14 protein-coding genes and 1 tRNA gene are annotated in these 16,047 nt (G+C 33.6%); 4 read left to right on the forward strand and 11 right to left on the reverse strand.

Translation table 11 applies throughout. The annotated features are described in order from the left end of the window. The 5 genes from B6D18_RS06115 to B6D18_RS06135 form a co-directional block, all read right to left on the reverse strand. Positions 1 to 346 (reverse strand): IS3 family transposase (locus B6D18_RS06115; protein ID WP_144063957.1); only part of this gene is annotated, 346 nt, incomplete at its 3' end. Between the two features lie 98 nt (positions 347 to 444). Then, the gene (locus tag B6D18_RS06120; protein ID WP_086363674.1) at positions 445 to 951 is read right to left on the reverse strand and encodes a helix-turn-helix domain-containing protein; all 507 of its coding nucleotides are present in this window, start codon (positions 949 to 951) and stop codon (positions 445 to 447) included. A 90-nt stretch (positions 952 to 1,041) separates the two neighbouring features. Further along, the gene (locus B6D18_RS06125) at positions 1,042 to 2,502 is read right to left on the reverse strand and encodes a DASS family sodium-coupled anion symporter (RefSeq protein ID WP_086363634.1); all 1,461 of its coding nucleotides are present in this window, start codon (positions 2,500 to 2,502) and stop codon (positions 1,042 to 1,044) included. A gap of 87 nt (positions 2,503 to 2,589) precedes the next feature. Beyond that, positions 2,590 to 3,552, reverse strand: coding sequence for an FAD:protein FMN transferase (locus B6D18_RS06130; protein ID WP_086363635.1), 963 nt, complete (start codon positions 3,550 to 3,552; stop codon positions 2,590 to 2,592). A gap of 19 nt (positions 3,553 to 3,571) precedes the next feature. Next, positions 3,572 to 6,340, reverse strand: a complete 2,769-nt coding sequence (locus B6D18_RS06135) for a flavocytochrome c (RefSeq protein WP_086363636.1) — start codon at positions 6,338 to 6,340, stop codon at positions 3,572 to 3,574. A 524-nt stretch (positions 6,341 to 6,864) separates the two neighbouring features. On the opposite strand from B6D18_RS06135, the gene B6D18_RS06140 reads away from it, so the two are divergent. Next, positions 6,865 to 7,917, forward strand: a complete 1,053-nt coding sequence (locus B6D18_RS06140; protein WP_086363637.1) for a dihydroorotate oxidase — start codon at positions 6,865 to 6,867, stop codon at positions 7,915 to 7,917. A gap of 84 nt (positions 7,918 to 8,001) precedes the next feature. Here the strand turns inward: B6D18_RS06140 and B6D18_RS06145 are convergent, their stop codons facing one another. The 4 genes from B6D18_RS06145 to dnaQ all read right to left on the reverse strand — a co-directional run bounded on the left by B6D18_RS06145 (position 8,002) and on the right by dnaQ (position 10,848). After that, positions 8,002 to 8,367 (reverse strand): YbaN family protein, encoded by a 366-nt coding sequence (locus tag B6D18_RS06145; protein ID WP_086363638.1) that lies wholly within the window; start codon positions 8,365 to 8,367, stop codon positions 8,002 to 8,004. An 806-nt stretch (positions 8,368 to 9,173) separates the two neighbouring features. Beyond that, positions 9,174 to 9,692, reverse strand: coding sequence for a hypothetical protein (locus B6D18_RS06150; RefSeq protein ID WP_086363639.1), 519 nt, complete (start codon positions 9,690 to 9,692; stop codon positions 9,174 to 9,176). Positions 9,693 to 9,922: 230 nt separating this feature from the next. Next, positions 9,923 to 9,999 (reverse strand) — tRNA-Asp (locus B6D18_RS06155). A gap of 114 nt (positions 10,000 to 10,113) precedes the next feature. Beyond that, positions 10,114 to 10,848 carry a DNA polymerase III subunit epsilon gene (gene dnaQ, locus B6D18_RS06160; protein ID WP_086363640.1) on the reverse strand — a complete coding sequence of 245 codons (735 nt, stop codon included), beginning with the start codon at positions 10,846 to 10,848 and terminating at the stop codon, positions 10,114 to 10,116. A gap of 196 nt (positions 10,849 to 11,044) precedes the next feature. On the opposite strand from dnaQ, the gene rnhA reads away from it, so the two are divergent. From rnhA to B6D18_RS06175, 3 genes are read left to right on the forward strand one after another with little or no spacing between them, the layout of a single operon-like run. Beyond that, positions 11,045 to 11,518 (forward strand): ribonuclease HI, encoded by a 474-nt coding sequence (rnhA, locus tag B6D18_RS06165; RefSeq protein ID WP_086363641.1) that lies wholly within the window; start codon positions 11,045 to 11,047, stop codon positions 11,516 to 11,518. A 26-nt stretch (positions 11,519 to 11,544) separates the two neighbouring features. Continuing rightward, entirely contained in the window at positions 11,545 to 12,273 is a 729-nt protein-coding gene (gene gloB / locus B6D18_RS06170) for a hydroxyacylglutathione hydrolase (protein ID WP_086363642.1), read from the forward strand. Positions 12,274 to 12,315: 42 nt separating this feature from the next. Then, complete coding sequence (locus tag B6D18_RS06175) at positions 12,316 to 13,566, forward strand: transglycosylase SLT domain-containing protein (RefSeq protein ID WP_086363643.1); 1,251 nt, start codon at positions 12,316 to 12,318, stop codon at positions 13,564 to 13,566. On the opposite strand, the gene B6D18_RS06180 is transcribed toward B6D18_RS06175, so the two are convergent. Beyond that, entirely contained in the window at positions 13,553 to 14,326 is a 774-nt protein-coding gene (locus tag B6D18_RS06180) for an endonuclease/exonuclease/phosphatase family protein (protein ID WP_086363644.1), read from the reverse strand. The genes B6D18_RS06175 and B6D18_RS06180 overlap by 14 nt on opposite strands. Position 14,327: 1 nt before the next feature. Next, positions 14,328 to 15,890, reverse strand: coding sequence for a glutamate--cysteine ligase (gshA, locus tag B6D18_RS06185; protein ID WP_086363645.1), 1,563 nt, complete (start codon positions 15,888 to 15,890; stop codon positions 14,328 to 14,330). Positions 15,891 to 16,047: the final 157 nt, after the last annotated feature.

Consider the following 16,047-nt stretch of genomic DNA (forward strand, 5'->3'; position numbering starts at 1 on the left):
CTTGATTATATAAATCGATAATGGGCGATAGGTAAATTTTCTCTTCATTTACCTTAAATTCTGTGACATCCGTTACCCATTTTTCATTCGGTCTCGATGATTCAAAATCTCTTTTAAGATAATTAGCGGCTGTTTTACCGGTCTCTCCACGATAAGAACGATATTTTTTAGGTCTTACTGTCGATTTGAGATTAAGCTGACCCATTAAGCGTTGTACCGTTTTATGATTGAGTTTAATGCCTTCATTTATCAACGCTAAATGAATTCGGCGATAACCATAACGCCCTTTATGTTCATGGTAAATCGATTCTATACGTTTTAACTCATTTTCATAAACAGACGGCATTTTCAACCTATTAACATGATAATAAAAAACACTTTTTGCCAGTTTTGTTGCTGATAACAAATGTTTTAAAGAATACTGATATTTAAGAGCTAAAACAACTAACGTTTTTTCTTTGTTTGTTGTCGTTTTGCTTGCTTCAGCTCTTCTAACTTTTTTAGAACAGCATTTTCTGCTCGTAAATAAGCAATTTCCTCTTTTAATTCTTCAATTGTTTTTTCGTCATCACTGTGAGTGGGTTCAATACGGGGGGGCTTCATACAGGGTCTTCCTCTGGAACGATATTCAAGCCCTCGGAAACCTTTTTTATGATATCTATCAAGCCAAACAAATAGAAGCCCGGGGGAACTTAAATTAAGCATAGCACTAGTGTGCCCGAGAGACCAATTATTTGTCCACATTAATTTTAGTGCTTGTAATCTTGCTTCGGCATGACGTAAATGAGGTGTTGGTTGAAAGGCGTTACCCCCATGAATCGCAACCACTTGGGACCAATATCGAATCTGACGAGAAGATATCGCATATTTTTTTGAAAGAATTTCCGATGATTCTCCTGATAAGAATTCATTAGCTATGATAATTTTTAAATCTCGACTATATTTTGACATAAAAAGACCCCCAGTAATTGGTTGTCCAACTATTGGGGGCACTTCAAAATGGCGGTTTTTATTTGTCAATAACTATAGATTATAGATGTTTTAACCTAATCCAATAATTTTCCACCATAAAATACCGATGGTGAAAACAATAATTAGATTAACTACACTACAAATAAAGCCTACTTTCCACCAAGTTTTTACCGGTACGAAGCCTTCAGCAAATAATAATGGATTTCGAGCATTAGCAAATTGGGTAAGAGAACCAAAGAAATTGGTACAAATGACTAAGGCAAAAATAGCAATTAATTGCGGTACCCCTAAGGCAATAGCAACGGATAAGAACACTGGGAACAGAGCCGCAATATGTGCATTACCACTAGCAAAGAAATAGTGTAAATAAACATAAGCAACGCATAAAATAATGATAACAAAAATCCAACTGCTATCCCCTAAATGACCTTTCACTGCAGAGCCAATGGTATCACCTAACCATTTAGTAACACCAAGTTTGTTGACTTGACCTGCCATCATTAATAAAGCAGCAAACCAAATTAATGTATCCCAAGCAGCTTTTTCGCCTTTGATATCATCCCAACTTAATACACCAGTTAAAATTAAAATAGTTAAACCAATAAATGCGGTTGTAGTTGAATCGATACCTATATTTTTACCAAAAATCCAAAGCGCTAATAATAAAATAACTGTAGAACCCATAATGATTTCTTTTAAGGTAATTGAACCCATTTTCTTAAGCTCTTCAGCAGCTAATTTTGGTGCTTCAGGTGTTTTTTTCAATTCTGGATTAGTTAAGAAATAAATAACTAAAGGAATCACAATAAATGACACTAAACAAGGAACAATTGCCGCAATAAACCATTGTCCCCACCCCAAAGTGATACCAAGAGATGAAGTCACTAATTTTGCTGCTAATAAATTACCAGTAAAAGCTGTTAAAAACATTGCCGAAGTAATGTCGTTAACGTGACTTATGGTTAGCATTAAAAAAGTACCAATACGATTTCTTGACTCATCTTTAGGATTTGAATTAAAGTTGATTGCTAATGCTTCAGCAATTGGATAAATTACACCACCTGCTCGAGCCGTAGTACTTGGAATAGCTGGTGCTAAAGCAACATCGGTTACTGATAATCCATAGGCTAAACCTAAGGTATTTTTACCTAAAATTTTAACTAAAAAATAAGCAATACGTTTACTTAAACCGGTTTTTATAAACCCACGAGCTATCATAAACGCGATAACAATCAACCAAATTAAGCTACTGTTTAATTCACTTAATGATATTTTGACTGACTCGGCTGCGGTTGTTGCTCCTGATGGTCTTAGAACAGCAAATACCGTAATAGCTAATAATCCAATTGCGCCTATAGGCATGATTTCTGCCACGATACAGGCGATGGTTGCTACAAATATAATACTTGTTCGCCAACCTTCTACACTAATACCTTCTGGTGGAGATATAAAAAGCCATAATATTGCCGATATCCCTGCAATAATAATAAGAGGAAGCCATTTAACTGGCGGTTTTTTTACTGTACTCATAATATTTCCTTTTAAATTAAATATCAATTTAATCAAATTGATAATGAAATGATATAATTTGTAAAATCTTTATTTTATTCGTAATATTTAGATTACTTCATATTCTTTATTGAGCAGTTCAAAAACAAAATTATCTGGATTGACTATCTTTATTGTTTTATCCTTCAATAAAAATATAGCAGATAAATTTTGCTGATTTTTCAATAATTGTTTAGTCTTTTCAGTACCAAATCCATATAAGATTGTTGAATAAATATCACCCTCAAGGGATGTATCCGAAATAACGGTAATACTATCTAACTCATTATTTAAGGGATAACCCGTTTTAGAATCCAGAATGTGATGATAAACATGTTGGTTTTCAATAAAGTAACGTTCGTAAATTCCCGATGTAACAACAGATTTATTTTTTACTTTAATAAGACCGAATAACTCATTTTCGACTGAGGAAAAGGGTTTTTTTAACCCTATATGCCAATAACCTTCAGCGTCAATGGGTGAGTCGCCTATAGTTAGCACATTACCTCCTAAGTTTATTATTGCCTGATAAACTTGATGCTGTTGCAAAACAAGTTTAATCACATCGGCAATATAACCTTTGGCTATTGCACCTAAATCAATCTCCATATCTGCTTTTTTTAAAAATACCGAACAAGATTTAGGATCTAATTCAATATCATTAGGATCAATCAAAGATCTTTTTTCAACAATTTGCTCGGGATCGGGGACCTGATGTCCAGAAAAACCAATCTTCCAAAGTTTAACTAATGGGCCAATTGCAACATTAAAGCAACTATCTGGCATTAAACTGACTTTCCAAGCTTGCTCAATAAGCGAATAAACGGCATGACTAACTCTTATCGGATGCTTTCCTGCCGCATTGTTTATTGACATAACTTCCGATACGGGTCTATTAACCGTTAATTTATTTTCAAGCTGATTAATGGTATTAAAAACATGTTGTACAACGGTTTCATTAGGCTCAAAAAGCATTAATGATACCGTTGTTCCCATCATAGCTTGAGTATATTCATAGCGTGAATGATACATTCAAAAAATTGCTATTCAGTTATTGATGAATATAATCTGTAGCTTGTTTACCTGCTTGCATACCAAAAATGATAATATCAGCTACGGCGTTACCACCGATACGATTGGCGCCATGTACACCACCAACAACTTCACCAGCCGCAAATACCCCACTGATAACATTTTTCTCGGTATCAAGAACTTGGGTTTCAGTATTAATCGTTACCCCACCCATAGTATGATGAATACCTGGAGCAATTTTGATCGCATAAAAAGGTGCTTTATCAATTGGATGACGTAAACCAGTAGTTCGGCCAAAATCTTCATCTTGTTTGTTATTAACAAAATGATTATATCGTTCAATGGTTTTATGTAAGATATTCGCATCAATTGACAGTTTTTGTGCTAACTCATTAATTGAATCAGCTTGTACAGTTAGATCTTGCGATACATATTCCTCAACAGATTTATTTTCATCGCGAATTTGTTGATCAAATAAAATATACGAATAATGTTCAGGCAACTTAATGATTTCGGCAGAAACTTTATCACGTGTATTTAATTCATTAACAAAACGTTCACCTTTTTGTGATACTAAAATCGCACCACCACCACGAATTGATTCAGAAATTAAGTAAGATGTAGTCTGCTCAACAGTCGGATGAATTTGAATTTCTTTCATATCCACTGTTCCGGCACCTAATTTTTCTAAAATCATAATACCAGAGCCAGTTGCTCCTTTGTGATTGGTGGTGACAAATCCTTTAAGATCTGGACGATATTTTTCAACCATTTCATGATTGGCACTAAAACCACCGGTAGCAATTATAACTGCTTTAGCTTTTATGGTTTGTATTGAACCATCTTCCTCAGTCACTTTAACACCAACAACTTTATGATTTTCAGTAATAATTTCAGTAACATTACAATCAAGCATTACTTCAATGCCACGTCGGTTAATGTTTTTAACTAAACCACTAATTAAAAAACCGCCGACAGCAGCACCACTCGCTGGACGATGAGTACGATCAATACTCATACCACCAGTAGTTGTAATACCGCTGAGTTCAATACCGTTATTATCTAACCAATCAATAGCATCAGGGGCATTTTCAACAAAATAGCGTAATAGTTCTGGATTATTTTTATTTTTACCACCAATCATGGTTTCTTGATAAAACAGATCTTTACTATCGACAATACCTTTAAGTTTTTGGAATTTGGTTTCCGCAGCATTCATACCTGCTGAAGCTTTATTGGTATTACCGCCAATAACTGACATTTTTTCAATCACAGCTACACTAGCACCAAGATCATGGGCTTGAATCGCTGCAGCAAGACCGGCACCACCACTACCGACAACAACGACATCATAGGCTTTAGCATTTGGATCACCACCTTCAGCAATAATCGCTTCTTTGTTTGATTGAGCCATCGCCTTAGTAACTGCTTTTTTGAAGGCTTCACTTTGTGATGTAGCACCAGAAATCGCATCTACATGAGGACTATTTGACTCAATAATGCGATGCTTAATTTCTGAAAAATTATTTAATACCTCATTATCAAAATTATTGGCATTAACTAATTGCATATCTTTGATAAAATCTTTACCAAGCTCAACATTAATCACAAATTCATAAGACTCATCATTAACTTTTTCTTGATAATTACCAGGTTTAAACTTTTTAACATTTAAATTCACATCACGAATTAAACTTTCGACAAGTGAAAAATGCCACAAAGGTTCGGGAATATTAAGTTCTTCTCGTTTATCACTATTGATGAATAGTTCTAATTTTTCACCTTTCATGATGCGATCAGTCCAATCTGGATAAGCAATACACGCTCGACCAACGGCAACAAAGTCAAATCCATTATCTAATGCAGCTCTAACATCGCTTTCATTAACAACGTTGCCCACCCCAACAACTGGGATTTTAGCTAAAGTTTCTGAACGCATTGCTATATATTTATTAATTAATGGTGTTGGATCTTGAGTATCAACTATAGAAGGTCTTAAAATTGCCCCCATTGAAAAGTGAATGTAATCTAAGCCCTTCTCAGCAAGCTTTTCAAGTAAATACATTGAATCATCAAAACGAATTCCCGGCTCTTCTATTTCTTCTGGTGAAAAACGATAACCAACAATAAAGTCTGAGTTTGCATGCTGTTTGACCATATTATAGGTAATATCTAAAACCGCTAATGGAAATTGAGCTCGATTGTCACGACTGCCACCCCATTTATCATTTCGTTGATTGGAATTTGGTGAATAAAATTGTTGAATCAAATAAGTATTCGCACCATGAATTTCCACGCCATCAAAACCAGCTTGGATAGCTCGACGTACTGCTTGACCAAACTTATCAACCATTTGATCAACTTCATCTGCAGTTAATTCAATCGGTGTAGCTGCTCCCGGTCTTGGGGCGGCAATAGCACTTGGACCAACAGGTGTTTGACCACCAATGAGTTTTGGTTCAACCATTCTACCGCCATGATAAACTTGAATAACTGCTTTTGAACCTTTTTCTTTAATAGCTTGAGCTATTTTAGCAAGACCTTCAATTTTATCATCGCTATCTAGACCGATTGCACCAGGGAAGGCTAATCCTTTATTGTCAACAAAGCCACATTCAACGATAATTGTGCCTATTTCTCCGGCTCTTGCTCGATAATATTCGATTAAATCATTGGTGACTGATCCTTCATAAAACCCTGAGCAAGTGGTCATAGGTGCCATCATAATGCGATTTTTTAGTGCCACTCCATTGGGTAAAGTTACTGATTTGAAAATATCTTTTTTCATCTTTAATACCTAATCATTAATATTCAAATTAAAATTTTGGCGAGCATAATACCATTTCAAGTTACTATTCTCCACTTACATAAGTTTCATTAGTCAAAAAATATCATTTTTTCGACAGAAAAATATCAAATATTTTTAGAGAGTTAATGGCAAAAATTGTCAAATCTCAAAAAATGAATGTTCATTTTTTGCGGTATTTGTTGACTTATAAAACGATTTCAAGCCTAACAGTCTAAAAAAAAACACTGTAACTATTTCATTTACTTATATATTTTTATCAATATAGCACTTGAACTTTATTTATATTCGGCTAGAATGCTTAGCAATTTTAGAAAAGAGAATTTGATTATGATTGGGGTTCAAACACACAGACCAATAGCAAAAATAAAATTGAATTATCTTTTTCTTTTGAATATTGATCCTCCTTTATGGAGGATTTTTTATGTCTGCAACTTTAACTTTTCGAATTTATATCAAATTTTAAACCAAAATCACATCAAAAATAGCCATAGACAGGAGATAGCATGAAACCTTTGATCCCTTTTTATAATCCAAGCATAAGTTACGAAGATAATTATGCTCAAGGCCCTTTTGGACTTTTTGCTGAATTAGATAAGGCTGAGCAGGTCGCAACTAAACCAACAAAATTTTTAAATGTCGATGTTAATCTTCCATTTGGTCAACCTGCAGGTCCGTTACTAAATGCTAATTATATCAAAGCTGCTTTTGCTTATGGATTTGACTTATGTGTTTATAAAACGGTTAGAACCAAGTTTCACAAATGTCATCCATTACCGAATGTTTTATCTGTTCATCCTAACGGTAAGTTATCACCTAACCTAGATACTGTGTTAGCAGATAGAAACTATGATCAACCTTTATCAATTACTAACTCCTTTGGTGTGCCATCGTTTGCACCTGATATTTGGCAACCTGATATGGCTGATGCGGTAAATGCGGCTGGCGTTGGACAATGTGTGATTGGTAGTTTTCAAGGTACTCAAGGTAATGGTGAGATAGAAAAAGATTATGCTTTAGCGGCTAAATTAGTAAGAGAAACTAATGCACCTATATTAGAAGCTAATTTGAGTTGTCCAAATGAAGGGGCAAGTAAACTACTGTGTTTTGATGTCGATAAAGTAGAACGAATTGTGAATGAAATTAAGAATGCGGTACCAGATCGCCCTCTTATTTTAAAATTAGCCTATTTTCCTGATGATGAACGCATTATATCTCTATTAACTCGTGTCGGAAAAATTATTGACGGATTGAGTACTATTAATACCCTTTCGGCGAAACCGGTAGATGCAAGTGGACATCCAGCACTAGGCGAAAACCGCAAAGAAGGTGGTATATGTGGTGATGCAATCCGTTGGGCTGGACTTGATATGGTGAGTCGTTTGGCAAAATATCGTCAACAACTAGATTTAAATTTTGCCATTATTGGCGTTGGTGGTGTCAGCAATAGTGAACATTATCATCAGTTTATTCAAAATGGCGCTGATGCGGTAATGAGTGCTACAGGTGCAATGTGGAACCCATTATTAGCTATTGAGATTAAAAAAAGTCTTAAATAGTTATCAGTTATCTCACTATATTACTAAGTAATTGTTACAGGGTAACTTATTTGCCCTGTAATTTTATTCCTACCAACAACTATATTATCTCTTCTTGAGAAAATAATACCCACCAAAAATAACATGTGCAAAGAAGACTATTGCTAAAATAATTCTGACATGCAAAGAATCAAATAAAATAAATGGAATAAATAAAATGATGAAAACCATGGTTAACATTTTTATCAATCCTTTTTTTGATACTTTTTTCTCGATAAGCATTTTCTGCACATAGGTCTGATAATAACGAGTTTGGGTAAAATAGTTATATAGGCGATCAGAACTGTTTAACCATAGATATGCAGTAAGCAAATAAAAAGGTACAGTAGGTAAAATAGGAACAAAAATGCCTACTGTTCCTAATACAAAGGAAAGCCCTCCTAGAAAAATAAATAGCGATTTCTTTAACATATTTAAATCAATTCGAATAACTTTAATTTGCGTAAATAATTGTTGAAGATAACATAAATAGATAGAGAAAGTTACCACTAAATATCAAATGACAGAACTATTAAGCTCTAACCATATTCTTTAGAGAAAGACTAGATATAAGTAGCTATAGAAAATTTAAATCGAAATATTATGGCTAAGCTAGTTTCTTAACGTGATATTGCCCTTATTTAGAATCTAAATCACCTTTGCAGAACATTTTTTGTGCTTTGATAATCTTTACTTGGTCTTTAGTTATTAATGCTTGTTCTAGTTTATGTGGAATTATGTGGTCTAACGACTGTGGCTAGTTCATATTTGAGCTGAGTTCTACACATGACTCAGAATGGATTACGTTTTAGCTAAGTGTGCAAGCTTTAAGCTCGCTAGGCTTGTTGTATATGCTCATAAAGTGCTTGATGACTTTTCAAAAGACAGTGAAATAATCTCCTAATTTTAGTATCAGGGATTAGGTGGAATGGTTTATTGCTAATGATGTTTGTTTTGGGTTAAAGCATAGTAATCCAATCAAAGTAATTAAATCAACTAATGACCCTAACTTTAAGTTATAATCATTAAAGCAAAAGATGAGGAACAAGAAGACTATTAACTGTATCTAAAAAAGTCAAAGCCATTTTACGAGCTTAGACAGAATTCCGCCTTCGGTCAAGAAATAACCTCTATCATAGATAGTATCAATTAAGACACTAAATCAATACATTAGCAATAATGCAAATTTGAGTTATCTTAAAAACTAATATATTAGCTGAATAGTCACTTATTTCCATCTATTTGTTTATTTGTGGCAAATTCAAATTTCTTTGATAAGTATTAATTATTCCCCTGATATCAGAATATATACATTTAAAATGATTAAGATCCGTTATATCTATCATCATGTTACAGTTTTTGTCTTCGCGATATTTATTTCTTGAATTAAAAATTCTATTTCTTATTTCGCTTACAATTTTTTCTTTATCAGAAATTAGTTTTTTATAATCTTTATGGAGCTTAAGATTTGCCAATACGGCGTGCTCTTTTTTATAAATAAAATATGATAAATAGCTATCCAGTAATCTTGTTTTAAGCATAAACTTGTTATAATTATCTGTTCCAATACCGGCTTCACATATTTTGATTGAATCACTAATAAACTCTACATACTTTTTCATATCCTCATTAAGGATTTTTATGTAATCATATGCTAAAATTACTCTATCTTGATTTGCTTTAAGAAAAGTAAGATAAGACAATATAACTCCAATAATACTTACAATTCCTCCAATAACGCTTGCTACAACAGACATAGAATAAAACCTTATAGTTAAATAGATTTGTATAATTAATTGGTATCATTTTCATAAATTGACATCAATTTTTTATGTAACTTCACGACACAACTGTTCACTATCATCTTTAGACATAATAACCGTCAGTTCAATTATTACTTTATAAATATCGAAAGGTTGACGAAAGACTATCGAAATAAAAAATTAACACTTATGAGGTGTTTGATTGCTTGAAATTCTTTAGAAATTGGCGGAACGGACGGGGCTCGAACCCGCGACCCCCTGCGTGACAGGCAGGTATTCTAACCAACTGAACTACCGCTCCGCTTTTTAGACTCTTTAATGCAGAAGATTAAAGTAGGCGTGATATTAAAGATTATTATTATTTTCGTCAATATAAATTTTAAAAATTATGTTCAATTGAATAGAAAACAATCATTTAATGCACTTTCCAAAGCGCTCCACCACTTTTTTTATCAATTTTTTCTAAAATTGAATCATGCGCAGCTAATTCTGCTTCATTAGCTTTAATTACTGTTAGCGGTATTCCACTACGTTCAATTTTTTTCACGGCATTATTCGTCATTGATGAAGATAAATTATCGTCCGAACTAAATGCCAAAGTGGTTTGTCCTCCGGTCATTGCTAAATAAACTTCAGCAAGTATTTCAGCATCCAGTAAGGCTCCATGTAAGGTACGATGTGAATTATCAATTTGATAACGCTCGCACAATGCATCCAAATTATTACGTTTACCAGGGAAAAGACGGCGAGCCATAGCTAATGTATCGGTAACAATACAGTGATCAGCTGTTTTATAGTCTAACCCACAAAGACGAAACTCATAGTCCATAAAGCCAACGTCAAACGAGGCGTTATGAATAACTAATTCAGCACCATCTATAAATTTAATAAAATCATGTGCAATATTTTTAAAAATCGGTTTGTCTTTAACAAATTCATCACTGATACCATGAACTTTAAAGGCTTCTTCATCAATTAAGCGTTCTGGATTGATGTAAACATGGAAATGATTTCCTGTTAATCGTCGATTTAATACCTCAACTGCACCAATCTCAATAATCTTATGACCTTCATAATGATTATTACCGTCTTGATTCATACCTGTAGTTTCTGTATCTAATACAATTTGGCGGGTTGAATGTGTTATCACAATATACTCTTCTTTATCTATAATTGGGAATTTAACAAATTAGTGGTATAGTCTAACACCAAAACGCTCTGATGTTGATACCTACACTGTTTTAGTCAATGATTGATAAAATTATTAATAATGTTTTCTTAATATTTATATTAAGTCAAAATTTCTTGAAAAGAATCACGATAAATGTTTATAAATTAGGTCAAATATGCAAAAAAATATTGAAATATTCACTGATGGATCTTGTTTGGGTAATCCAGGACCCGGTGGATATGCAGCTATTTTAAAATACAAACAAAATGAAAAAATACTTGCTCAAGGTTATTTTAACACCACTAATAATCGTATGGAACTACTTGCTGCAATTGTAGCGTTAGAATTGGTCAAAGAACCCTGTCAAATTAAGCTTTATTCTGACAGCCAATATTTACGCAATGGTATTTCGAATTGGATTCATGGGTGGAAAAAAAACGGCTGGAGAACCGCCAAAAAACAACCCGTGAAAAACGTTGATTTATGGCAACGTTTAGATGAACTAGCCAAGCTACATACTATCGAATGGATTTGGGTAAAAGGTCATGCAGGCCATATTGAGAACGAACGCTGTGATGTTATTGCTAAAACGCAAGCTGAATCACCAACCTTACACGATACTATTTTTGAAGCATCATTAACTGATTAACCCGATAAAATAAAGGTATAATAACAATGTATCAGCTACATACTATTCCTGCTTTAAAAGATAACTATATTTGGTTACTTGAAAATGCTAATAAACAGGTAGTTATTATAGATCCGGGTGAAGCTGCTCCAGTACTAAGTTTTCTAAAAAAATCTCACTTATCCCCCCTTGCGATTTTACTCACTCATCACCATATCGATCACACAGGTGGGGTAACTGAACTAAAAGTGTCTTATCCCGATATTGAAGCTTATGGGCCAAGTGAAATTAATTTGCAGATTAACCATCTTGAAAAGATCAATAAATTATTGATTGGTGATTTTCAATTTGAGATTATTTCAGTGCCGGGACATACATTAGGACATTTAGCTTATTATTGTCAGCCATACTTATTTTGTGGTGATACTTTATTTTCTGCTGGTTGTGGTAGGATTTTTGAAGGTGATTATAAACAAATGCTAAATTCGCTGAATAAATTAAAGCAGTTACCTGATGATACCCTTATTTGTGCAGGACATGAATATACCTTAACTAATTTAGATTTTGCTCAAATGCTGGTTCCAGAGGATCAAGTAATCCATGAGTATCATGATTTTATTTGCAAAAAGAAAATAACTTTGCCTTCTATGTTAACCAAAGAAAAACAGATTAACTTATTTTTACGTTGTGAGGAAAAACCCTTACAAAATAAATTTAATTGTAACAGTGAGTTAGAGCTGTTTGCTTTTTTTAGGAGCCAAAAGGTCATTTTTTAGGTATAATAGCCAGCTTAAATTAATGTCCTAACTTATAATCTAATGAAAAAATTATTAATATTTATAGTGTTATGTGCTTTTTTAGCGGCGTGTCAAAATCATGATTCACGATACAACGCTAGCTCAAAAAAATATAATACTAAATCAATAGTTAATTCTAGCGTTAAAAGTGGTGGTGTTAATTACGCTTCAGTTACGCAAAATCCTTGGCATTATATGTTAACGCAAATTAATGTTAACGTTCCGAATAATAGCCGAGTTGTTGCCGAACGCGAACGTTTATTACGTAATCCGAAAGGATTTGAAAATATTGCGTTACGATCTGAGCCTTATGTATATTACATCATTAATCAGTTACGAAAAAACAAATTACCGGTTGAACTAGCTTTAATTCCATTAATAGAAAGTGCTTACGACCCTTTAGCTACCTCGCCTGCTAAAGCTGCTGGTCTATGGCAATTTGTACCTATTACTGCTAAAGAATATGGCTTAAAAAACAACAGTAATTTTGATGGCCGTCGAGATCTAATTGCATCAACTGGTTCAGCAATCTCTTTATTACAAAATCTTAATAATCGATTTAAAGGCGATTGGTTATTAGCACTAGCTGCATATAATGCAGGTGAAGGTCGAATTCAAAGAGCTATTGATAAAAATAAAGCTAAAGGATTATCAACTGATTATTGGTCGTTAGAACTACCAGTAGAAACAATGCATTATGTACCGAAAATATTAGCTATTATTGATATTGTTAAAAACAATAAACAGTATGGTATTAAATTACCTGATTGTAATTATGAAAATTCATTAGTTAGAATCGATATGTCCAAAAACGTTTCGTTGGCTAAAATAGCGCAATATTCAGAATTATCACTTAATGATTTAATGACTTACAATGCCGGTTATGTACAACAAACAGTGAATGGTCCTTTCCATCTACTGGTACCTTATTCCCATGCAGATAAACTATTTAAAAAGTTAAAACGTGAAAATTTAGTTGTTAATCAAGTAACTGAACTTTTAGAAGACGTTCCGCATAACAATATGCCGTTTGAGATTAAATCTACCACTATTCAATATACAGGTACCAATGCCAAAGATACTAAATCAATGTTGAACGGTGGCAAAAAGCAGATTACTTATCAAGTTAAAGCGGGCGATAACCTTTATACTATCGCTAAAAATTACCGAGTTAAAATCACCGATCTTTTACAATGGAACAAATTAAAAAATATGCGAGTTAAAGAAGGTGATATATTAACGATCAATTTGGTCAATTCTAATCCAATTTAAATTTCACAAATAATGGATTATGATCTGATGTGGCTGTACTGAGTATATTAGCCGCATCAAGCTTCAAACCCCGATAAAAAACAAAATCCAGTGGCCTACCTAAAAACGTTTTTCTTATATCAATTGGGAAATTAACTGGTTTAAGATTTATAGAACGAATCAAATGATAAAGTAAGCTCAATCGTTGCCGACTCCAGGCATTAAAGTCGCCCGCCAAAATTACTGGCCCATGATGTTGCTTGATGTAATTCAATAATATATAAATTTGTTGGCGGTAAACTTTCACGCCTAAACTAAAATTAATAGCATGAATATTAGCAACCAATAGTTGTTGCGTTGAATTTTTAATTGGATAAAGAGTAATTAGTGCTGATTTTGATACACGAATGAATGGTTCTCTTTCTCTAAAAGATAAAATTTGCGTTGGTGTTGTATCGGTTATGGTCATTACTCCAGCATGAATATCATTTAAACTATAGGCTGGAACATGATCAGCAATTTTATTATATTGAGCAATAAAGTTTAATAATTGTGGCGTGGTTTGAGCTTCTTGTAATAATATTAACTTAGTTTGATCAGCATATTGCTCAAGGATATTAATACAATCCGCTCTTTTTTGTTTAAAAATATTCCAAACCAAAACCGAAAAAGATTTTTGGTCGATTAACGGTTTGTCATGCATAATTTTATGGTTTGGTAATATTAATTCAACATCACTTTTTCCTTGATATCGTAATGTATAATCGCGATGCTTAAACATTTTAGCTGTTCATTTTTTCTTTTAGATATTCATCAAATGACATAGTGTCATTTTGTTCTATTTTCTGTTGTTTTTCAATCGATAACATTCGTTGCTGATTAAAATCATGGTCTGTCAGAACAGATAAAGGCTCTGAGCTAAGTTGTTTTTTATATTGAGTAGCTAATGCTAAGCCAAATTTGGCTGTTCCCAAATCACTAATCGCGGCTAACGTTCTCGCCGATAGTGTCAATTCAGGTTGATCAAACATAAGATCAAGCCGTTCACAAACTTTTCGATATTGTTGTTTGTTGTCTTGATGATCGAGTACATCGGCGACTCGAAGTAAATCTTTGAAAAGTTCATGTCCAACTTTAGCTAACGGTTGTCGATAGGTATCACAACCTAATCCTATTTCTAATCCTGGTTTACGGCCTTCAATAATCACTCTATTCCAATTTAATTTTGCACATTCTAGCTCTGCACTACTCATTTCAGGAGCAGGCGCTAAAGCACACCAGATTAAAAATAGGTCGATAAATCGAATTTGTTCCTCAGTAATACCAATTGGTGAAAATGGATTAACATCCAGAGCTCGAACTTCTATATATTCTATGCCACCACGTAGTAAAGCATCGGATGGCGATTCACCAGATCTTGGAACTCGTTTCGGTCGAATTGGCGCATAAAACTCATTCTCAATTTGTAATACATTATCATTCAATTGTCGATAATGGCCATCAACCTTAATGCCTAATTTGCCAAAATCGGCTGATTTTGTCTTGGTAGCCCGCTTTAAACCTTCAACATAAGTATCTAGATGATTAAAGGTGATCCCTAATTGTTTCTGGGCATTATTGGTATAACCAATATCACTCAATCGTAATGATGTGGCATAAGGTAAATAGCAGTTACCATTAGTTTGTTCGATGAAAGCTTTTGCTTTTTCTGGATCTTGAATAAATGACGAGCACATTGATGGCGATGCACCAAATAGATAAGGGATAACCCAACCAAAACGGTAGTAATTGCGAATTAGAGTGAAATAACCTTCCGAAATAACCGCTTTACCCTCTTCACTGTTTTTAACACCATCTCTTGCTTGCCAAAATGCCATCGGTAATGAAAAGTTATAGTGAACCCCTGAAATAGTTTGCATCATAGCGCCATAACGATTTTTTAAACCTTCACGATAGACCGTTTTAAGACGTCCTTCATTAGATTTTCCATATTGAGCTAAGATAATGTCATCTTCTTTGGCAACGAAACAAGGCATGCTCAGTGGCCACATTAACTCATCACCAATATTTACACTAGCATAACGGTGTAAATCTTGTAAAAAAGTTAACATATAATCGATATTGGTGTTAACTGGAGTAATAAACTCTAATAAAGATTCAGCAAAGTCAGTCGTTATCCATGGATGAGTTAATGCTGCGCCAATTTTTTCAGGAAACGGCGTTTTTGATAAAGATCCATCAGGCAAAATCCGTAATGTCTCACGTTCAAGGCCTCTTTGAATGCCTTGTAAAATAGTATAATGTTTTTCTAACCAACTAAGTGCTTTCGAAACATCAGGAACCATAATATTAACTATCCTAAATTTAGTTTGTGTTGGCTTAATTTTAACATAGTTTACTGCTTTATATAGGCTGTTTTCTTGATTGAGTGAAGCTATTTTAAGAATATGAATCCTCAATCGAAAATAAAAAAACTATTATTTAAAACATTCAAGCAAAAAG

This window comes from Gilliamella sp. A7, assembly GCF_002142015.1.
GTDB lineage: Bacteria > Pseudomonadota > Gammaproteobacteria > Enterobacterales > Orbaceae > Gilliamella > Gilliamella apis_A.